Raw genomic sequence first — 21,827 nt, 5'->3', positions numbered from 1 at the left:
ACAAAAATGTAAAAATTTACGCTTTAACAATTTACATAATTATGTGCAATTATTCTAAAATTCCACTCTAAATAGTTAATTTCTACTTAAGAAGTTGTATTAATGTAATGTGGAAGGAATATCAGAATTTTATATTTGGCAGCTTTTCATTAATTGACTTTATCTTGTATTGTAGCTTATTCAAAAATTTATAATGTTGTTCCGATTCAGGATTAAAACTTTTGTGACCGAGGCTTTTCTGGATTTCATCAACTTCTTTCATTATAAAAAAGCTGTCTTGAGAAATATAATTTTCGCTGAAAAGCTTCCAGATATAATCGATAGCAATTTGATTGGGATGAAGCATATCTTCGCTGTAAAAACGATAATCCCGAAGTTCATCCATCATGATTTCGTATGAAGGAAAATAGTTTTGAGCTGTAAGTTGTGGGTTATGAGTTTTTAAGATCTGATGAAGGGCGGTAAATAGATGTGATTTGCTTAGTTGATTTTCTACAAAACCATCTTTGATGTGACGAACCGGAGAAATAGTAAAAATGAATTTTATATTTGGATTTAAATTCTGAATCAGTTCAATTGTATTTTGAATGCTTTTTTGAATGATTTCAACTGATAATAATTCCTTTGAAAATTGCTTTTGTGGTACTTTATGGCAATTGGCAACGATTTGAGCGCTCTCAATAGTTCTGTAAATCCACGAAGTTCCATATGTGATAATTATATGTGTTGCTTCCTGAAGTTTTTTATGAGTTTCAGCAATAACTTTGTTCAATGTTTCCAGCAATTCTTCCCTGTCCGAATTGCTTAAATCCGAATGCACTTCAAAACAATGCCAGCGCTCATTGTGAAAAAAAACATCCTTTTCTTCAAATAATTTCTGCTCACAAATTCTACTGAAAACTTTTTCAATTGAAACCGGATTAAAAATTATCCCAAACGGATTTGTTTCATTTTGAAATTTGAAATAATCGAATTTAGCCGCCATGTTCTCTGCAAAACAGGAACCTACAGAAAGTACTTTCGAATTATAATCGATTGGAATGTTACTTTTTGATATTGGGATTTGGGTTCTGAATTGCATCTTACTTTGTTTTAAAACAAATTACGCCAATTTCGTATAAACAAAAAAATTAACTTTTAAATACAATAACATTTGCTAAACAAAGCCTCGCTATTTGTATTTTTGTACTCCCTCTTTTTTAATTTATAACTCACTATGAAATTATTATACTCCTACATAATCAAACATAAAATGCTTTTATTTTTTGCTTTGATTATGGCTACTATAAACATTTGTTTCAGCTTGTCAGACTCTATTATTACCGGTAAATTGATGCAGGACTGTGGCGTTGGCCTGCATAAATATGACGGAAATGTGAATGGTTTTATCAAATCATTATCTTTCTGGCTCGGACTTTCCCTTGGTGCTGCGATGATTTCGAGAATCACCAAAAACTTTCAGGATTATTTTACCAACGTTGTGATTCAGCGAACTGGTGCCCAAATGTACACTGACGGAATTAAAAAATCACTCGATTTACCTTATGCCGAATTTGAAGATCAGCGAAGCGGTGAAACTTTAAGCAAACTGACCAAAGTGCGTTCTGACTCTGAAAAACTGATTACGCTTTCGATTTCACTAATTTTTCAGACTATTATCGGTTTTGTATTCGTCATTATTTATATCGCAAGAATTGATTATCGAATTTCTATTATCTTTTTAGTAACGGCTCCAATTATTGCTTTGGTCAGTTCTTATCTTGGCAAAAAAATAAAAATCGTTTCAAGAAAAATTGTTAATCAGACTAACGCATTAGCCGGATCTACGACTGAAAGTTTAAGAAATATTGAATTGGTAAAAAGTCTTGGATTAACCTATCAGGAAGAAAAGCGTCTGAACTTAAACACCTTTAAAATCCTTCATCTTGAATTAGAAAAAGTCCGTTTCATCAGAAGTTTGAGTTTTATTCAGGGCACAACGGTTCACTTTTTAAGAACCTGCGTTGTTTTTACATTATATTATTTTCTTTTTGGAGGAAAAATTATTGTGGGTGATTTATTGACGATGGTATTTTTTACCTTTTTCATTTTTGGACCTTTACAGGAGTTAGGTAACTTTATAATAGTGCTTAACGAAACCAAAGTTTCAATGGAAAATTTCAGGGTTCTTTTAAATGCTCCAAAAGAATTTCGCCCCAAAACCCCAAAACATGTTGGAGCAATTCAGTCTTTATTATTCTCGAATGTAAGTTTCCAACATAAAACGGCTAAATTTAAAGCTGTTGAAAATATTAATTTTGAAATCAAGCAAGGTCAGACTGTAGCATTTGTGGGACCATCCGGTTCCGGAAAAACAACTTTGGTTAAATTATTAGTTGGATTATATACTCCTGCTGAAGGCAAGGTGCTCTACAATGATATCGATTCTACTGAAATCGATTTGTTAGACCTAAGAAAACAATTGGGTTTTGTAACTCAGGATGCCCAATTATTCTCAGGAACAATTCGTGAAAATTTATTGTTCGTAAAACCAAACGCGACCGACGAACAATTACACGACGCCTTAAAAAGAGCCAGTTGCGAAAAATTATTAATTCGTGCCGAAGATGGTTTAAACACGACAATTGGAGAAGGCGGAATAAAAGTTTCCGGTGGTGAAAAACAGCGTTTGTCAATCGCAAGGGCAATTTTAAGAAATCCAAATTTATTGATTTTTGATGAAGCTACTTCTGCTCTGGATTCTATTACAGAAGAGGAAATTAATGCAACGATTCGTAATATATCCGACAAAAACAGAATTACAGTTTTAATTGCTCACCGATTATCAACCGTAATGCACGCTGACAGAATCTTTGTTTTAGAACAGGGAAAAATCATCGAAAATGGCAAGCATGATGATTTAATTGCAGAAAGAGGTTTGTATTATGCTATGTGGCGTCAGCAGATTGGGGAAAGAAAGTGATTTTTTAATCGTGCAAAGGCGCAGAGCCGCAAAGTTTTTGATTATATATCTTTTTCTCTAAAGATTGTTAGCAATTCTTGTAATACCAAACTTAATCAAAGGCACGTTAAAATTTATCAACAAACCTAATTTGATGTTTGTAATTTTCAAATATGTCATCACTTGTTTTGCATGAACTTCTGTGATTTTTTCAATTGATTTAATTTCTAAAATCAGTTTATTCTCAATTATTAAATCGGCTCTAAAACCAATATCAAGTTTAATCTCATCCCAAATAACGGGTAGTATTTTTTGCCTTTCTACAAATAATCCTTTTTTAGCTAATTCGTAGAATAGAATTGCTTCATAAACTGATTCTAACAAACCAGGTCCAAGTTTTACATGCATTTTATAACAAACATCAACTACAATAGCCGAGATTTCATTTTCAGTCACTTGCACAAATTAAAGTAAAAACCTACAAATATACAATTATAAAACAAAAAAATCGCAAAGCTTATAAAAACTTTGCGACTCTGCGTCTTTGCGCGAAATAAAAAAACTTACTTCACAAAATCGACTGCGCGAACTAGAGCTTCTGCAACTCCAGCTGCATTTTTTCCTTTTCCGGAAGCGAGGAAAGGCTGTCCTCCTCCGTTTCCTTCAATGTATTTTCCTAATTCTTTGATAACTGCATTCGCATTTAAGCTTTTACTTGCAACCAATTCTTTAGAAATATAACAGTGAATATTTGGTAAACCATCTTCAATAGAAGCTAAAAACACAAACGAATCTGGTTTTGAACTTCCTAAAGCCTGCGCTAATTCCTTAGTAGAGGCCATACTTAAATCTACTTGTTTTGCAAGGAAATTTACGCCGTTTATTTCTTTAAAATCTTTCTCTAATTCCGATTTTAAAGCATTTACTTTTTCTTTAAGTAATTGCTCAACCTGTTTTTTCAGTTTAGCATTATCATCCTGAAGCGAAGCAACAGATTTTAAAATATCCTGCGGGTTTTTAAGTGTTTCTTTTATTTCAGCCAAAGTATTCTCCTGATTTACATAGAAATTCTTCACTGCATCACCGGTAATTGCTTCAATGCGTCGAATTCCCGCGGCAACTGCACCTTCAGAAATAATTTTGAAATGCCAGATATCTGCCGTGTTTTTTACGTGAATACCTCCACACAATTCCTTACTTTCACCAAATTCAATCATGCGGACATTGTCTCCGTATTTTTCACCAAACAAAGCCATTGCACCTTTATCTAAAGCTTCTTTGATCGGAATGTTTCTGTACTCCACTAATTGCAATTGCGCTTCAATCTGCGCGTTTACAGAAGCTTCAACCTGCTTAATTTCTTCATCAGAAACTTTACTGAAATGAGAAAAGTCAAAACGCAGGTAATTTGGATTTACCAACGATCCTTTTTGCTCCACATGCTTTCCTAAAATGCTTCTCAAAGCTAAGTGCATCAAATGCGTAGCCGAGTGATTTTTTGAAGTTGATGTTCTTAAATCTGTATTCACTTTTGCTGCAAAACCTGCTTCTATGTTTTCCGGAAGCTGTTTTGCAAAATGCAGTATTAAGTTGTTTTCTTTTTTTGTATCGATAATTTCGATCGTTTCGTTTGCAGAAACAAGCGTTCCTTTATCTCCAACTTGTCCTCCTCCTTCCGGATAAAATGGCGTGTTGTCTAAAACGATTTGGTACAAAATACCATCTTTTTTAGAATCCACTTTTCTGATACGTGTAATTTTTACTTCGTTTTCTGTTTTATCATAGCCAACAAACGTTTCTACATTTCCTGGAATTAAAACATTCCAGTCCTCCGTAGAAACTTCAGAAGCGGCACGGGAACGCGCTTTTTGTTTTTGTAATTCAGATTCGAATTCTTCTTCGTTATAAGCGAATCCTTTTTCTTTTAGAATCAAAGCCGTTAAATCTTTTGGAAAACCAAATGTGTCGTACAATTCGAAAACTTTGGCTCCAGAAACCTCTTTTCCGGAAGTTTCAGCAACAACATTTTCTAACAATTGCAATCCCTGATCAAGTGTTCTTAAAAAAGAAGCTTCTTCTTCGCGAATCACATTCGTTACCAATTGCTGCTGTGATTTGATTTCAGGAAAAAATTCTCCCATTTGGTTTGCCAGAACCTCAACCAGTTTATTGATAAAAGGCTCTTTTGTACCTAAAAATGTAAACCCGTAACGAATTGCACGACGCAAAATCCTACGAATTACGTAACCTGCACCCGTGTTAGATGGCAATTGTCCGTCTGCAATTGCAAATGCTACTGCACGAACGTGATCTACCACAACACGAATCGCAATATTAATTTTGTCTTGCTCTTCTGTGATATTTTTAACTTCATCAGACGTGTATTTTAAACCTGTGATCTGCTCTACTTTTTCGATAAGCGGTGTAAAAACATCCGTATCGTAATTTGATGTTTTTCCTTGCAAAGCCATACACAAACGCTCAAATCCCATTCCGGTATCAACGTGCTGTGCAGGAAGTTTTTCCAGAGATCCGTCTGCTTTACGGTTGAATTCCATAAATACGTTATTCCAGATTTCAACTACTTGCGGGTGGTCGTTATTTACCAGACTTTTTCCTGTAACCAAAGCTTTTTCGGCTTCAGAACGTAAATCAACGTGAATTTCAGAACATGGTCCGCATGGTCCCTGATCTCCCATTTCCCAGAAATTATCTTTTTTATTTCCAAGGATAATACGGTCTTCGTCAATTAAAGTTTTCCAGATATCCCAGGCTTCCTGGTCAAACGGAACATTTTCTTCGGCGTTGCCTTCAAAAACAGAAACATACAGATTCTCTTTTGGAATTTTATAAACTTCTGTCAATAATTGCCAGGCCCAGTTAATAGCTTCTTTTTTAAAATAATCCCCGAAAGACCAGTTTCCCAGCATCTCAAACATCGTATGGTGATAAGTATCAAAACCTACATCCTCAAGATCGTTATGTTTTCCTGAAACACGAAGACATTTTTGCGTATCGGCTATTCTTGGACTTTTTGGTGTTCCGTTTCCTAAGAAATATTCTTTAAACTGGGCCATTCCGGAGTTATTAAACATTAAGGTCGGATCATCTTTAAGTACAATAGGAGCCGACGGAACGATTAAGTGTCCGTTGTTTTTAAAAAAATCTAAAAATTGTTTACGTACGTCTTGTGATTTCATATTATAATTAGAAAATGTGTCAATTTGAAAATTAGATGATTAGATAATTTAGTTGATTTGATGATGCATTTATTTTAAAACTGAAATTAAAAAACTCAAAATTTAAAACAATAAATTCCTTATTTTGCGCATTATCTAATTATCTAATTGCCCAATTATCTATTTAATTTAGTTCTTGAAAAAAGCCCGGACAACTGAAACATTTAGTTATTTTGTTCGGCCAACTCATTTTACAAGCTGCAAAAATAGGGTATTTTAAAATATGGCGAAAGTAAAATATTATTACGACTCAGAAAATCTGGCTTATACGAAAATAAAAACAAAAAAGAGAATCAAAATTGGTTACGGATTGCTGTTTTTACTGGCTTCGGCATTGTTCGGTTTTTTAATATTTGTGGTATTAATTAATACTCCCTATTTTGAAACGCCAAAAGATCGTTTACAGGCAAGGGAAATCGAGAATTTAAAATTACAATACGCCATTTTAAACAAGAGAATGGATGAAATTGATGAAGTAGCCGAGGACTTGGAAGACAGGGACAATAATATTTACAGAACTTACTTCAACAAAACCGAAATCCCGGATTCAATTAGAAAAGCAGGATTCAAAGACATCAAAAGATATAAGGATTTAGAAGGCTATAATAATTCGCAGTTGGTACTAAATACCACCAAACGAATTGATCAGCTTTCTAAACAACTGGCAATTCAGTCAAAATCATTAGATGACATTTTAAAGCTGGCCAGTACAAAAAAGAATTTTCTGGCAGCAATTCCTGCCATTCAGCCAGTAAAAAATGAAAATTTAAAACGGGTGGCGTCCGGTTTTGGATACAGAATCGACCCTTTCACGAAAGTACGAAAAATGCATAACGGAATGGATTTTACTGCTAATACGGGAGCCCCGGTTTACGCTACCGGAGATGGCATTGTGGCAAGAGCTGACAATTCGGCATCAGGCTTTGGTAACCATATAGTCATCAGGCATGGTTTTGGATATGAGAGTTTGTATGCGCATTTAAGCAAATACAACTGCAGACCCGGACAACGTGTCAAACGTGGCGATGTGATTGGATACGTTGGAAGCACAGGAAGATCCGAAGGCCCGCATTGCCATTATGAAGTGCATAAAGACGGAAAAGTCGTGAATCCGTTGAATTTTTATTACGGAAATATTTCGGCTGTAGAATATGTTGCGATTTCACATTTAGCTAATCAGGAAAATCAATCATTAGATTAATACTGTAAAAATTAGTAAGTTTGAATAAAAAAGAAAATTAAAGATCATGCATATTGAACTTTCTAAAGATAAAAGATATTTCAGCATTGGCGAAGTTGCCCGGGCTTTTAATGTCAATGCCTCTTTGATACGATTTTGGGACAGTGAATTTGACATTCTGAAACCCAAAAAGAATGCTAAAGGCAACAGAATGTTTACGCCTGAGGATATAAGAAATTTACAATTGATTTATCATTTGGTCAAAGAACGCGGTTTCACACTTGAAGGAGCCAAAACACATTTAAAAGAGGGTCAGAAGAAAACATTAGATAAATTCGAAATAATACGTAAATTAGAAACCATAAAAACACAATTAACAGACATAAAAAACGAATTGTAATTAAAAATTGAAATAAACTTAAATTTAAAAAATATGAGAAAGTGGTTAATCCCCGTAGGAATTATTGTTGCACTTATTGCAATTATCGCATTTTGGTCAATTGGAATTAAAAATACGGCTTTGCAGCACAGTCAGGCAGTAAATAAAGATTGGGGAAATGTACAAACAGCTTACCAAAGACGTAATGATCTTATCGGGAACTTAGTAAATACAGTAAAAGGCGCTGCAAATTTCGAAAAAGAAACCTTGACGGCGGTAATCGAAGCCCGTGCAAAAGCGACTTCTGTTACTGTTGATCCAAGCAATGTAACTCCTGAACAATTAGCTCAATTCAATCAGGCACAAAGCGGTGTATCATCATCATTATCAAGATTACTAGTTTCTGTGGAGCAATATCCTACATTAAAAGCGAATGAGAACTTTCTTAAATTGCAGGATGAATTAGCAAGTACTGAAAACCAGATTTTAACAGCCAGAACACGTTTTAATGAATCTGTTCAGGTTTATAACGGATATATTCTAAAAATCCCTAATAGCTGGTTCCTGAGTGAATACAAAGAAAAACCATACTTTGAAGCTTCTACAGGAGCAGACAAACCAGTTGAAGTAAAATTCTAAAAAAACATAACTCTAAAAACAATTGAAATGTCAAAAGTAGAAGATTTTTTAACCAAAGAAGAAGAGCAGGAAATTGTTGAAGCTATTCGCATGGCTGAGAAAAATACTTCTGGCGAAATTAGAGTTCATATAGAGAAAACAACTTCTAAAGTTCCTTTTGACAGGGCTTTAGAAGTTTTTCATGAATTACGAATGGATGAAACCCAGCTTCAGAATGGTGTTTTATTTTATTTTGCAGTTGATGATAAACATTTTGTTGTTTGCGGGGACAAAGGCATAAACGATGTTGTAGCCGACGATTTTTGGGATTGCACCAAAGACAAAATGGCAGAACAATTCAAATCCGGTAAATTCAAACAGGGAATTGTTGACGGAATTTTAAATGCCGGTGAGCAGTTAAAAAAGTATTTCCCTTGGTCTGAAGGCGATGCAAACGAATTATCTAACGAAATATCAAAAGGATAAATAATGAAAATTTCCGAAAATAAAATATCAAATTCCAGCGGAATTTTTCAGTTTACCTTATTGTTAATAGCACTATTTGTTAGTAATAGTATTTTTGCACAGTTTGAAATACCAAAAATACCTGCAAAACAAACCTCAGTTTATGACTATGCGAATGTTTTAAGTGCATCCGAAAAAACACAGCTGGAAGAAAAACTAATTCGTTATTCTGATTCTACCACAACCCAAATTGTGGTTATTACAATTGAAAGTTTAAAAGGAGAAGATGTAAGTCAGTTAGCCACAAAGTGGGGACAAACCTGGGGTATTGGAGGGACGAAGCAAGATGATAATGGTGTAATTATTTTATTGGCTAAAAACGAAAAGAAAATCGCAATTAATCCGGGTTATGGTCTTGAAGACCGCTTAACAGCCGGAATTGGCGGAACCATAATTCGAAATATCATCATTCCAGAGTTCAAAGCAGGAAGTTTTTATAATGGCCTTGATAAAGGAACAGACGCAATAATTGATGTTTTTAAAGGAAAATTTAAAGGCGAGCGCAAACAAAGCAAAGGCAAAAATTTCCCTATACTTCCATTTATCATTATTGTTGTAATTGTGTTAATTTTACTCTCCCGAAACAAACGAGGCGGAGGAGGAAATTCAGGCAATAGTGGCGGAGGTCCCAGCCTGATGGATGTGATTCTTCTAAGCAGCCTTGGCAGAAGCAGCGGAGGCGGATTTGGAGGCTTCGGCGGTGGATCATCGGGAGGTGGTTTTGGCGGCGGTGGCTTCGGTGGAGGATTTGGCGGAGGCGGATTCTCCGGTGGAGGTTCAAGCGGTGGCTGGTAAATACTTTTTTTCTTTTGATTCACAGGTTTCAGGTTTCAGGTTTCAGGTTTCAAACAAGGCGTGGCTTCTACTCCGCTCACCCTGACAAAGAAATGCTAACCCAACACAAGTAAGATTTAAATTACACAATTTACAATTCAGAATTCATAATTAAAAAAACAGATGTTATCACATAAAGCAAAATACGCCCTTAAGGCCTTACTTTATTTAGCCGAACAAGACGAAAATCACATTTCTAAAACTATAGAAATTGCTGAAGGTGCTAATATTCCTAAAAAGTTTTTGGAACAAATTTTATTAGACCTTAAACGAGGTCGTTTTGTAAGCAGCAAGCAGGGAAAATTCGGCGGCTATTATCTGATAAAATCTAAAAATGATATTACTTTAGCCGAAATTCATCGTTTATTTGATGGGGCAATTGCACTTTTGCCTTGTGCTTCTTTAAATTTTTATGAACGCTGCTTAGATTGTAAAACCGAGGAAGAATGCAGCCTGCGTCACGGTTTGATGATTATTCGTGATGAAACTTTAAAGGCAATGCATAACATTACTATCGCTTCATTGATTACAAAATAAAAAATATTTTTCAAAACTCTACTATATTGATAGATTTTATATATATTTGCCGAAATAATCAATAAATCATTTACAAATTTTTGACCGATGAAAGTAAAATTAAGCAAGTCTTATGCCTCGAAAAATCTTTTGGAAAAAAGTAATAATACAAATTTAAGTGAAGTGAAAATCAGTTATTCTTTCATGTGCATGTGTTGGTAAAAAAAATTTTAATTTAAATTCTACTAATCACATATACATAATATAAATATGAAAAATTATATAAAAAATTTATTTACAATACTATCAGTATTAGCTTTTTCAATATCATTTGCACAAAACATTGAAGGTACAATTACAGATTCACAAAAGAAGCCTTTAGTGGCTGCCAACATAGTTATTAAGGGAACAACTATAAGCACTGTTACAGATGAGAGTGGAAAATTTAGTCTTGATTCAAATGGCAAAAAACTTCCTTTTACTCTTTTAGTACAATATGTAGGCTATAAAACTATTGAGGTTGAAGTAACAACCTTGCCTGTACCCGTTTTAGAACTAGCTTTAAAAGAAGAAAATGAACTTATTGAAGTTGTTGTATCTTCACGTAGAAGGATAGAAAAAGCTCAGGATATTCCAATTGCAGTTTCAGTTGTCACAGGTAAACAAGCTGAACAAGCCGGAGCTTTTAACGTAAATCGTATAAAAGAACTGGTTCCATCTGTACAATTATATTCATCCAATCCACGAAATACAGGAATCAATATTCGCGGTCTAGGCTCCCCATACGGACTTACTAATGATGGTATCGATCCGGGTGTTGGTTTTTATGTTGACGGTGTTTATTATGCCCGTCCTGCAGCCACAACTTTAGACTTTATTGATGTTGAGCAAATCGAGGTATTACGTGGACCACAGGGTTCATTATTTGGTAAAAATACTACTTCTGGAGCCTTTAACATCACAACACGTAAACCAGGTTTTACCTCAGCAGCTGATTTCGAAGTAAGCTATGGAAACTATGCTTTCCTTCAGGCGAAAGCTTCTGTTACAGGTCCTCTAGGAAAAAAAATAGCCGGCCGTTTGTCTTTTTCAGGCACACAGCGTGATGGCTTAGTTGACAATATTGCAACAGGAAGAGCTACAAATACTTTAAACAACCAGGGAATTAGGGGACAATTGCTTTATACCCCATCAGAAAACACGAACATTATATTTGCTGCTGATATTACAACACAGCGTCCAGACGGATATGCTCAGGTAGTAGCCGGTGTTGCACCCACCAAAAGAGCTGCTTATCGTCAATTCGATGCTATTATTGCCGATTTAAACTATGAATTACCAACCAGAAACGCTTTTGACCGTAAAATGGATCAGGATACACCCTGGCGTTCAGGACAAGACATGGGAGGTGTATCGCTTAACGTTGACACAAAAATTGGGGGCGGAACTTTAACATCAACAACTGCCTGGCGTTTTTGGAACTGGGATCCGTCAAATGACAGGGATTTTACAGGATTACAGGTTTTGGCAAAATCACAAAACCCAACAAGACAGACACAAATAACTCAGGAAGTTCGTTATGCTGGTCAGCTTACATCTAAAATTAGTGGTGTGGCAGGAGTATTCTTTATCGACCAGACATCGCAAACAGACGGTACTGAAGAATCAGGTAATGCACAGTGGAGATTCTCTCAAAGTACTACCAGCCCATTATGGAAAACCCCTGGTCTTTTTGAAGGATACGGAATAACAACTGATGCCAGAATCAGAGCTTCAAGTGCTGCAGTCTTTGGTCAGATTGACTGGGCGATTACAGATCGTTTCCACCTTTTGCCAGGCCTAAGATATAACTTTGACAAAAAAGATGCACATTATGCACGTAAAACATACGGAGGTCTTCAAACAACAGATCCTGCATTATTAGCATTAAAAAAATTGGTTTATTCAGATCAGGCGTTTGACTCAAGTACAGATAAAACTGACTTTTCCGGAAACATAACGCTTACTTATAAGGCTTCAGATAAAATTAATATTTATGGGACTTACGCTAAAAGTTACAAACCTGTTGGAGTTAACGTAGCAGGACTTCCGACAGACTCAAAAACAGGACAGCCAATGACCGGACTTGCAGTAATTAAGCCTGAAAAAGTGCATCATTATGAGGTTGGAGTTAAAACAGCTCCGTTTCAAAACTCGATCTTCAACTTAACGTTCTTTAATACTAATATAAAAGACTATCAAACCAATGTTCAGGCAGCTGAACTTGGTGTAAACCGTGGATATCTGGCAAATGCTGATGAAGTACGTGTAAGAGGTGCTGAACTGGATGCCAGCTTTGTTTTCAGTAAACATTTAACAGTAAATGCAGCTGCAACTTATACTGAAGGTATATATGTTAAATTTACCAATGCACCGCTTCCATTAGAAGATACAGGAAAAGTTGAAAATGGTGTCCAGGTAGCTTATACCGATGTTTCCGGAACTGATTTACCGGGTGTATCAAGATGGGCAGGATCTTTAGGCGGTGAACTTTCGGATAATGCAAGATTCTTTGGGAATGCTGGAAAAATTTTCCTTGGAATAGATTCTTACGCCAGATCTGAATTTTCTTCAAGCCCGTCGGCTTCAAAATACTTAGTAGTTCCTGGGTATGCAATTTTTAATGCCCGTTTAGGTTTCCGTGCATCACAAGGATTATCGGTTCATTTTTGGGGACGTAATATTTTTAACAAAGATTATTATGAACAATTATTACCAGCTGGTGGGAATGCAGGACATTATGCAGCTGTGTTAGGAGATCAAAGAACATATGGAATTACTTTAAAATATTCGCTATAATAAAAAATTAAGTAGTTAATTTGGTTAAAACGAGATGCACTTATAAAATGCATCTCGTTTTTTTATTTTTAAATTCACAAAATAGAGTTTAAAACAATTTTATTCTGCCCAAAATTATCTGCCATTTGTATATATTCGCAGCCTGAATTTAAGGCACAAATGAAATTTTTAAAATTCATACTTTTTCTAGCATTTATTAATCAGTTTTCTTTAGCGCAAAGCAAAAAAAACATTGAACACCAAACCCTGACATGGATTAGGTATTACAATATTTTCCCCCTGTCTGAGAAATGGTCTCTCCATTCTGAAATTGACAACCGGAGTTTTGTAGATCCTATTCACCAAAATATTTTTGTTTTCAGGACTCAGGGAAGATACCGTGCCAGTCAGCATGTTGACACAGGCAGTGGATTTACTTATTTTAGCATAAATACGCAAACTCCTCTATCAGACCCTGATTTTTCAATTCCCGAATATCGCATTCAACAGGATGTTACCCTTATTCATGAGCTCGCAAAAGTTACTTTCCATAACCGTTTTCAGCTTGAAGAACGATTTATACAAAAAGCAACCAAAACCGAATTATTAAACGAATTTTCTTTTTCTTTCCGATTCAGATATCGCCTGCAATCGACTTTTACACTTTGGGAGAAAGAAAAAAGAAACTTAAAAGGCAACATCTCTGATGAAATTTTATTCAATCACGGAAAAGACAACAAGAAAAATACTTTCGACCAAAATCGAATTTATGCTGCATTACGCTATCACTTCAACCCAAATATTGGCGTGGAATTAGGTTATCTGAAAAGCTTCCAGAGACGTGCAAGTGGTGTTGATTTTTATGATCGTGATATTATTCGTTTTACTGTCTATCATAGAATTAATCGTAAAATAAAATCGTAGAACCGAATTCCAATTATTGAAATTCCAAATTCCGATATTGTAAGTCACTAGGAGCAGGTAATAAAAAAACTCCGGCTAATCCGGAGTTTATATTTTTGTTTTAAATTTTGATTAAGATTAAAATTCCAAATTAATCTTCCCTTTCTCTTCCTCCACGGTCTCCCCCTCTTCTTTTCGAACCTTTTTCAGCAGCAAAATTTCCGATTTTATAGGCCAAAGAAAACATCACATAACGCTTTAAAACAGTACTTTCTTCATCACGAACTGAGGTTGCAGAAATACTTCTGGTTGCACTTTGATTTTGATTCAAAACATCATAGACTTTTATTTTAGCATATAATGTTTTATCTAAAAAACCATACGATAAACTGGTATTCCACAGGTAAAAATCTTTTTTGAAATCATCTGAAAGATTCGAATTGTAGGTGTATCCAAAATCATTTCCAAAAATTAAGTTTGCCGGCCAGTACATTGTTGTTTGCAAATTGGCTCTATGCACCACATTTGAAGTTGCATCTCTGGATGTGTTTTCATATTTTGTTTGATTATACGAAAATCCATAAGAAGGAGAAATCGTTAGAATTTCGCCATATTCATAGGTAAAATATACTTTTGGCGAAATTGCTGTAGATTTAGCATTGTATAAAATTGCATTTGTAAATCCTTTGTCAAAAGAATACTTACCGTTTAAACCTAAACCATATCGTAGCGTATGAGCGTCTTTTTTTATAGACTGAGTCCAGTTTCCACCGACTGTAGCACTATAATTTCCCGAAATATTGATATAAGTTGTAAATCTTTTTCCTGTCTCATCATCAAAAATAGAAGTTGACACAACATCGTTATTGAAATAATCACCCCTGATATATAAACTATACCCCGAACGTGTCCGGAAGTCAAAATTCTTAAAATCAAAATTTACACTGTTTTTTTCAATCGGATCCAAATTTGGGTTTCCGGTAACCGTGTTTAATGAATTATTCAAATCTACAACTGGCATTAATTGAGTCGTTGACGGAAGTGCATTTGAATAATCATATTTGAAAGTAAAAAATTTGGACCTGCTGAATTTGTATCGCAGCTGAAGATTTGCAAAAGGCAGCGCATATCTTTTTTCTAAATCGGTTGAATTGTTTCTATATAACGAATGATTGTCAAAATCAATAATGGCAGTTCTCGAATTCAGGTTGAATGTAAATTTATTTTTTTTCAAAGTAAGACCTACTTTTGGACTTATCGAGTTTCGCTTCGAACTCAAATAATTACTTACAGAATCAACCAGAGTTCCATAAAATTCAGATTCGTCATCATTATTATAAGTTTTCAAATCGTTTGACGTGTTTTGCCAGTCAAAATCGGTTCCAAATCTTATTCTCAAAGAATCTGTAATGGGCTCTGTATATTCAAGGTCCAAAGAATAGGAATCTGAGACATTTCGTCCTTTTGTTTTTTGTTTCCTCTTATCTAAAAATGCACCTTCGTCCTTGTACAAAATTGTTTCTGAGTCTACTATACCATCAGAATCCGTACCTGAATTATTATTGGTAAAAACAAGGCTGACATTTCTGGCTTTTTTTTCGAAAGCTTTATTAAAATTGATTGTATTTGAGAAATTGGTTGACGTGTTTTCTTTATATGGATGTGATTCGCTTGTATTTAAAATCTCTCCATCTGCATCATCTCTAGTAGTTTTACTGAAAGAATCTGATTTTGAATTAGAACGTGTCTGACTTACATTTGGAGTAACAACAAGACGTGTTGTCGGGTCAATTTTATATTCTAATTCAAAATTGGCTTTATTACCCGTACTCTCATTTCTGGTTTTCGAATTTGATTCTGTATAATTGTTTCCGGTTGGCAAAATACTGGTTTCACGAACTGTACTCTCATTATTATTAATTTTATTATCAAAATTATAACTCCCAGTGGCACTCAGATTTTTATTCCAGTCATCAGAATAATTTATTCCCAATAAGTTAGACTGCGTAATTCCTCTCCCGGTATTACCACCGCTGCCCTGACTGTTTCTTCCTCCACCCATATTATCAAATACTTCATCCTGGGCAAAACCAGTCGAATTGATGTTATTGGAAGAACCCAAAATACTTATCTTCTGTTTATTATTAAAGAAATTCATGATCAGACTGCTTTCATACCGATCATCAGAGCCATATCCTCCAAGAATTTTTCCGAAATAACCTTTGTTTTTCTTTTCATCAATTGTTAGGTTGATACTCGAATAATCTGATGTGGATTCCTGTTTGGATAATTCTTCTTTTTTTGTTTTAAAATCAGACACCTGAACTTTTTGAATAATTTCGGCAGGTAAATTTTTCAGTGCGATTGCACCATCCCTGTCAAAAAAGGGTTTCCCGTTTACCAGCAGCTGATTTACTTCTCTTCCGTTAACAGTCATTTTTCCGGCTTCATCGATATCAAAACCAGGCAGTTGTTTTAATAGTGTTTCTACGTTTGCATCCGGACGAACTTTATAAGAAGCCGCATTATACTCTAAAGTATCCTGCTTCATCCGGATTGGCGGCGCTTCACTTTTAACAATTACTTCATTTAAAGTATTTACACTTTCAAGCAAATATAATTTACCAAAATCTTTACTTTCCAAAAGTCCCTTTTGTTCTTCGGTATAAGTTTGATATCCTAAATAATTTATTTTAAGAAAAACCGGCTGATCCAGTTTTTTTGTATTTAACCTAAAAAAACCGTTTTTATCTGTTGTAGCATAATCAATAACTGTGGAATCTTTAATGGTGGTAAAATAAACCGTAGCAAGTTCGACCGGCAACTGTGTATTAATATCAAGTACGGTACCTTTAAGAACTATATCATTCTGAGCATTAGCAGAATAAGCGAAAATTAAAAAAAATAAAACGTAATATAATCTGGTCATAAAAAATTGGTTAAGCTGATTAGACCACAAAAAAATAAAAAGGTTTAATTGTGGTTTTCACATTTATTCAAATAGTGTACCATTTATAACCTTCCAATTTTAGGATTTAATTTGAAGCATAAAAAAAGTCCCGAAAAACCGGGACTTTTAAACTTTATTTTTCTCTGATATAAATGTCAATCGGCACTCCTGCAAAATCCCAATTATCTCTAATCTTATTTTCTAAATAACGCTTGTATGGTTCTTTTACATATTGCGGCAGATTCGCAAAAAACACAAATTGCGGCGTATCTGTTGGCAATTGCATACAATATTTAATTTTCACGTATTTTCCTTTTGTGGCTGGAGGCGGATAAGATTCGATAACTTTCAGCATGTATTCATTGAATTTTGAAGTAGAAATTCTTTGTTTTCTGTTTTCAAAAACCTGAACTGAAGTTTCCAACGCTTTCAGCAAACGTTGTTTGGTTAATGCGGATACAAACAAAATGGGCACATCTGTAAATGGCATTAATTCTTTTTTGATTTTTTCGGCATAGTCACGAGAAGACATCGTATCTTTTTCTACCAGATCCCATTTGTTTACCAAAACCACCACTCCTTTTCGGTTTTTTACTGCCAGCCAAAAAATATTTTGATCCTGACTTTCAAATCCGCGTGTTGCATCAATCACCAAAATACAAATATCAGCATGTTCAATCGCACGAACAGAACGCATTACAGAGTAAAATTCTAAATCTTCCTTTACTTTTGCTTTACGGCGGATTCCTGCAGTATCAACCAAATTAAATTCGAAACCAAAACGGTCAAACTTTGTATCAATCGCATCACGGGTAGTTCCTGCAATATCAGTAACCATAAAACGGTCCTGACCAATAAGTGCATTTATAAAACTCGATTTTCCTGCATTAGGACGACCTACAACTGCAAAACGAGGCAAAACTACTTCTTCTTTAACAGGCTCTGGTTTTTCCGGAAAAGCTTCAATTAAAGCATCTAATAAATCCCCAGTCCCGCTTCCTGAAATACTCGCAAATGTGTAATAATCGCCTAAACCAAGATTATAAAACTCCACTGCATCTTTTTCTCGCATGGCGTTATCAACCTTATTTACAGCCAATAAAACAGGTTTCGTTACTTTACGCAACAATTTAGCAACCGTTTCATCCATTGGTGTAATTCCTTCTTCAACATCAACCACAAAAATAATAACATCGGCTTCGTCGATAGCAAGCTCAACCTGTTTACGGATCTCCCCTTCGAAAACGTCATCAGACCCCCGAACGTATCCACCTGTATCAATGACAGAAAACTCTTTTCCGTTCCACTCGCTTTTACCATAGTTTCTATCGCGGGTCACCCCGGAAACTGAATCTACAATAGCTTCTCTTCTTTGTATCAGCCTATTAAACAGGGTTGATTTCCCTACATTAGGTCTTCCTACTATCGCAACAATGTTATTCATTTTTTTGAATTTTAGATTTCAGACTCACAATTTCAGATTTCGTTTTTAACTAAATCACAGTAAATTATAAATCTAAAATGCCTTATTTAAATTTTTTGCAAAGGTAGTTAAAAAAAGCTGCTAAGCTGCTAAGTTTCTAAGTACCTCTGTTTTTATTGTTTTTGTTTCAGGTTTCAGGTTTCAGGTTTTAAAACTTTGACTTAAAACTAAAAATTAATTATTTTTTTAGGAGCAATTTCCTGCTATCCGTTACAATCTTTTTTATTGTAGAAAAAACAATAAAAAAGGATTTCCACTTCTATCAGGGCTAGGCTTCAAGTTCATAAGGAAATTTGGTTCTCCTTTCCCATCTCATATTTACAACTTGAAACCTGAAACCATTAAAACTATTGATTGTAACCAAATCGTTTTAGCATATTAGCATTGCTTCTCCAATTTTTGTTCACTTTTACATACAATTCAATATGAATTTGTTTTCCGAAGAATTTCTCTAAATCAGCACGGGCATCGGTTCCTACTTTCTTTAAAGCTGCACCTTTATGACCAATGATGATTCCTTTTTGCGTGTCGCGTTCGACCATAATTACCGAACGGATTCTGATAATATTTTCGTCTTCATGAAACTCTTCTGTCACGATTTCAACCGCATACGGAATCTCTTTGCTGTAGTTCAATAAGATTTTCTCACGGATGGTTTCGTTTACAAAGAAACGCTCCGGTTTATCTGTTAACTGGTCTTTTGGATAATAGGCAGGAGATTCCGGCAATAATTCAATGATTCTTCCGAAAACTTCCGGTACATTAAAATTCTGCAAAGCTGAAATTGGGAAAATCTCCGCATTGGGCACTTTTTCTTTCCAAAAAGCAACCTGCTGTTCCAATTGTTCCTGATTCGAATTGTCGATTTTATTTAGCAGCAGTAATACCGGAATTTTAGCGTGGATAATTTTCTTGAAAAAATCTTCGTCTTTTAAGTCCTGCTCCCCTATTTCGACCATGTAAATTAAAATGTCAGCATCTTCAAAAGCCGATTTAACGAAGTTCATCATCGATTCCTGCATTTCATAAGCCGGTTTGATGATTCCGGGAGTATCAGACAAAACCAGCTGAAAGTCTTCTCCGTTTACGATTCCTAAAATCCTATGACGTGTAGTTTGGGCTTTTGAGGTAATGATTGATAACCGTTCTCCAACGAAGGCGTTCATCAGGGTTGATTTTCCAACATTTGGATTTCCGATAATGTTTACGAATCCTGCTTTGTGTGACATTTGTGTATTATTTTAAACCGCAAAGGTAGTCATATCAAGTCAATACAAAAAATAAAACATTTTTTAAAGTTTTCGTTGGAAATCTAAAAAATGGGCGTATCTTTGCACCCGAAACATCGCGGGATAGAGCAGTAGGCAGCTCGTCGGGCTCATAACCCGAAGGTCACAGGTTCGAGTCCTGTTCCCGCTACTTGACGGGACAAAGAGGAAAAATTCTTCTTTGTCCCTTTCTTATTTAGAGATAAAACACTGTTTATCACATATATTAGAGCTACTACTTCATTAACCCTAGCGGTTCGAAACTCATTTTTTAAAATTGTGAAATTTTCAGGAAAAATAGAACCAATTAAGTGTCTTGACTCTATCCAGTTACCAATATCGTAACATTCATTAAGCTTTAAGAGATTCTCTACACCATTATTTAAAAGCTTCTCCACATCTTTACTATCCTTTTCAAGCCCAGTTAATTTTAGTTCCAGCCTCTGTATTATATCTCCATAGTCAGATTTCATTTCTCTATAATCGGATGCTTCTATGTCTTTGGATAAAAGTAAATCACGGGCATGTGCCATTCTGTTTTCATAATCCTTAAGCTGTGCTATGACTTTATTTCGTTCTTCAAAAACATCTTTTGTCTGTTCCTTGTAAACTTCACATAATAACGATGTATATAAGCTTTTAATTTCTGGAATTGGAACGTATTGCTTTAAATAATTAATAAATACCTCGTTGGCCATATCTGAATTTATCCTGAATTTGCACCCTGCACTACAATGGTAATAAGGATAATATTTATGGCGCCCTTTCGAAATACTACCAGTGAGTATTTTGTCGCAATCGGGACACTTAAAAAATCCTCGTAACGGAAAAGGCTTCGCCGCAACTACTTTAGGTAGATATTTTTTTGATCTACCATCAAGAATATCCTGTACTTTATAAAACAATACTTCCGATATTAAGGCCTCATGCTGCCCTTTTACATACATGAATTCTTCATCTTTGTGTTTAGGAACAGCTATTTTTCCACAGTATAAAGGATTACGAATCGCTCTCCAAAAATGGTTTTTACCTGCTTTGAGTCCTTTTTCTTTTGCCATATGAAGAACTTGCTCAGTGTTAAAAATTCCTCGTGAAAGCTCTTCAAAAGCCCATTTCAAAATAGATGCTTCAGGCTCATCAAATGCTATATACTTTGTTCCATCTTGTTTTACGCGGTTGATATAACCCGCAGGAGCAATACCCATATATCTACCCTCCTTCCTTGCTCTTCTCATTCCATGGAAAGTATTGAGAGCTCTTCTGTCATTTTCTACTTCAGGTGCGGCCAAATAAAAAGCAAGCATCATTTTATTCTCAGGAACAGAAAGGTCAAGTGGCTGCTCTATAGCCTGTGGCTCAACACCTTGTTTTCTTAAAACACTTATCATCTGATATGCATCACCAGCATTTCTGCTGAATCTGTCCCATTTTGTAAATAAAACTAAATTTGTTTTATTTTTATGCTTCTTCAAATTAAGCAGAAACTTCTTCCATTGAGGTCTATCGAAAGTCTTTGCTGAATGATCTTCAAAAATGACACTTCGTATTTCAATGAAATTTAAATCGCAATACTTACGGAGCACTTCTTCCTGATTTCTCTGAGAATATCCTTTCTCTGCCTGTTCATCTGTACTTACTCTAATATATAGATCAGCTATCATTTTCATAATCTCAAAAATTTAGATACGGCTATATTAGCCATTTTCCTTAAAAAATCCAAAATTTCGGATGCTTCTTCAATTGTAACATCCAATCCTTCAGAGCGCAACATTTGCATAGCTTTCTCTGGAGTAATTTTTCCACTTACTTTTTCTTTTTCATCTTGCATGTTTATAGATATAAATAGAAAAAGCCCTTCTAAGGGCTTTTAGTCATTTTTAGTGTTATCTTATACTGTAAAATAAATCTTGCTCCCCTCATTCTTTTTAAAAGATGGCTCATACCTGATATATCCATAGTCACTTAATTCCTTGATGCATTTATGATATGTATAAGGAGAAGATATTTTAGCAAGTTCTGTTATTTCATGTCTGTAAGCCTGAATTGGATTAACAAAACCAAGGTTAACTCTATATTGAAGTAATGCTGCATAAATCGCAATATGAGTGGTACTTATTCGAAAGTCTTTTTCAATCGCAGAAAAGAAATCCGATAGGGGGTTTAACGATTCCATT

The 21,827-nt window shown here is 35.0% G+C and carries 18 protein-coding genes and 1 tRNA gene; 10 read left to right on the top strand and 9 right to left on the bottom strand.

Features of this window, described 5'->3' with window-relative positions; all coding sequences use genetic code 11:
• Positions 1–121 precede the first annotated feature (121 nt).
• A complete protein-coding gene (locus tag GXM17_RS17505; RefSeq protein ID WP_163400697.1) occupies positions 122–1,081 on the bottom strand; it encodes a GSCFA domain-containing protein in 960 nt (319 codons plus the stop codon).
• A 135-nt stretch (positions 1,082–1,216) separates the two neighbouring features.
• Between GXM17_RS17505 and GXM17_RS17500 the strand changes: the two genes are divergently transcribed.
• Positions 1,217–2,962 (top strand): ABC transporter ATP-binding protein, encoded by a 1,746-nt coding sequence (locus GXM17_RS17500; RefSeq protein ID WP_163400695.1) that lies wholly within the window; start codon positions 1,217–1,219, stop codon positions 2,960–2,962.
• Between the two features lie 57 nt (positions 2,963–3,019).
• Here the strand turns inward: GXM17_RS17500 and GXM17_RS17495 are convergent, their stop codons facing one another.
• Entirely contained in the window at positions 3,020–3,397 is a 378-nt protein-coding gene (locus GXM17_RS17495) for a GxxExxY protein (protein WP_163400693.1), read from the bottom strand.
• 107 nt (positions 3,398–3,504) lie between these two features.
• Entirely contained in the window at positions 3,505–6,141 is a 2,637-nt protein-coding gene (gene alaS, locus GXM17_RS17490) for an alanine--tRNA ligase (RefSeq protein WP_163400691.1), read from the bottom strand.
• A 262-nt stretch (positions 6,142–6,403) separates the two neighbouring features.
• Here alaS and GXM17_RS17485 point away from each other — a divergent pair, with 262 nt between their 5' ends.
• The 8 genes from GXM17_RS17485 to GXM17_RS17450 all read left to right on the top strand — a co-directional run bounded on the left by GXM17_RS17485 (position 6,404) and on the right by GXM17_RS17450 (position 13,973).
• Positions 6,404–7,381, top strand: coding sequence for a M23 family metallopeptidase (locus tag GXM17_RS17485; RefSeq protein ID WP_163400689.1), 978 nt, complete (start codon positions 6,404–6,406; stop codon positions 7,379–7,381).
• A gap of 46 nt (positions 7,382–7,427) precedes the next feature.
• Positions 7,428–7,760 (top strand): MerR family transcriptional regulator, encoded by a 333-nt coding sequence (locus tag GXM17_RS17480; protein WP_163400688.1) that lies wholly within the window; start codon positions 7,428–7,430, stop codon positions 7,758–7,760.
• A 33-nt stretch (positions 7,761–7,793) separates the two neighbouring features.
• Positions 7,794–8,378, top strand: coding sequence for a LemA family protein (locus tag GXM17_RS17475; protein ID WP_163400686.1), 585 nt, complete (start codon positions 7,794–7,796; stop codon positions 8,376–8,378).
• 27 nt (positions 8,379–8,405) lie between these two features.
• The gene (locus GXM17_RS17470; RefSeq protein WP_163400684.1) at positions 8,406–8,843 is read left to right on the top strand and encodes a TPM domain-containing protein; all 438 of its coding nucleotides are present in this window, start codon (positions 8,406–8,408) and stop codon (positions 8,841–8,843) included.
• Positions 8,844–8,846: 3 nt separating this feature from the next.
• A complete protein-coding gene (locus GXM17_RS17465) occupies positions 8,847–9,677 on the top strand; it encodes a TPM domain-containing protein (protein WP_163400683.1) in 831 nt (276 codons plus the stop codon).
• Positions 9,678–9,839: 162 nt separating this feature from the next.
• On the top strand, positions 9,840–10,253 hold the full coding sequence (locus tag GXM17_RS17460; protein ID WP_163400681.1) for an RrF2 family transcriptional regulator: 414 nt from the start codon (positions 9,840–9,842) through the stop codon (positions 10,251–10,253).
• A 249-nt stretch (positions 10,254–10,502) separates the two neighbouring features.
• Positions 10,503–13,070, top strand: coding sequence for a TonB-dependent receptor (locus tag GXM17_RS17455; protein WP_163400679.1), 2,568 nt, complete (start codon positions 10,503–10,505; stop codon positions 13,068–13,070).
• Positions 13,071–13,229: 159 nt separating this feature from the next.
• Positions 13,230–13,973: a DUF2490 domain-containing protein gene (locus GXM17_RS17450; RefSeq protein WP_163400677.1), complete on the top strand. Its 744-nt coding sequence runs from the start codon at positions 13,230–13,232 to the stop codon at positions 13,971–13,973.
• A 130-nt stretch (positions 13,974–14,103) separates the two neighbouring features.
• On the opposite strand, the gene GXM17_RS17445 is transcribed toward GXM17_RS17450, so the two are convergent.
• The 3 genes from GXM17_RS17445 to era form a co-directional block, all read right to left on the bottom strand.
• Positions 14,104–16,881: an outer membrane beta-barrel protein gene (locus tag GXM17_RS17445; RefSeq protein WP_163400676.1), complete on the bottom strand. Its 2,778-nt coding sequence runs from the start codon at positions 16,879–16,881 to the stop codon at positions 14,104–14,106.
• Positions 16,882–17,035: 154 nt separating this feature from the next.
• On the bottom strand, positions 17,036–18,346 hold the full coding sequence (gene der / locus GXM17_RS17440; protein ID WP_163400674.1) for a ribosome biogenesis GTPase Der: 1,311 nt from the start codon (positions 18,344–18,346) through the stop codon (positions 17,036–17,038).
• Between the two features lie 386 nt (positions 18,347–18,732).
• The gene (era, locus tag GXM17_RS17435; protein WP_163400672.1) at positions 18,733–19,614 is read right to left on the bottom strand and encodes a GTPase Era; all 882 of its coding nucleotides are present in this window, start codon (positions 19,612–19,614) and stop codon (positions 18,733–18,735) included.
• A 117-nt stretch (positions 19,615–19,731) separates the two neighbouring features.
• On the opposite strand from era, the gene GXM17_RS17430 reads away from it, so the two are divergent.
• A tRNA-Met gene (locus tag GXM17_RS17430) sits at positions 19,732–19,804 on the top strand.
• Here GXM17_RS17430 and GXM17_RS17425 read toward each other — a convergent pair.
• Genes GXM17_RS17425 through GXM17_RS17420 form a run of 3 tightly spaced genes read right to left on the bottom strand, consistent with a single transcriptional unit; the run spans position 19,764 to position 21,826 of the window.
• Entirely contained in the window at positions 19,764–21,314 is a 1,551-nt protein-coding gene (locus GXM17_RS17425; protein WP_244307435.1) for a recombinase family protein, read from the bottom strand. The two genes, GXM17_RS17430 and GXM17_RS17425, sit on opposite strands and share 41 nt — an antisense overlap.
• Before the next feature lie 2 nt (positions 21,315–21,316).
• The gene (locus GXM17_RS21590; RefSeq protein WP_167522127.1) at positions 21,317–21,481 is read right to left on the bottom strand and encodes a hypothetical protein; all 165 of its coding nucleotides are present in this window, start codon (positions 21,479–21,481) and stop codon (positions 21,317–21,319) included.
• Positions 21,482–21,541: 60 nt separating this feature from the next.
• Positions 21,542–21,826, bottom strand: coding sequence for a hypothetical protein (locus tag GXM17_RS17420; protein ID WP_163400671.1), 285 nt, complete (start codon positions 21,824–21,826; stop codon positions 21,542–21,544).
• Between the last annotated feature and the right edge of the window lies 1 nt (position 21,827).

This window comes from Flavobacterium fluviatile, from assembly GCF_010645065.1.
In the GTDB taxonomy this organism is placed as follows: Bacteria; Bacteroidota; Bacteroidia; order Flavobacteriales; family Flavobacteriaceae; genus Flavobacterium; species Flavobacterium fluviatile.
Note: the sequence above shows the minus strand (reverse complement) of the source record. Positions and strands in the feature narration are given on the sequence as shown.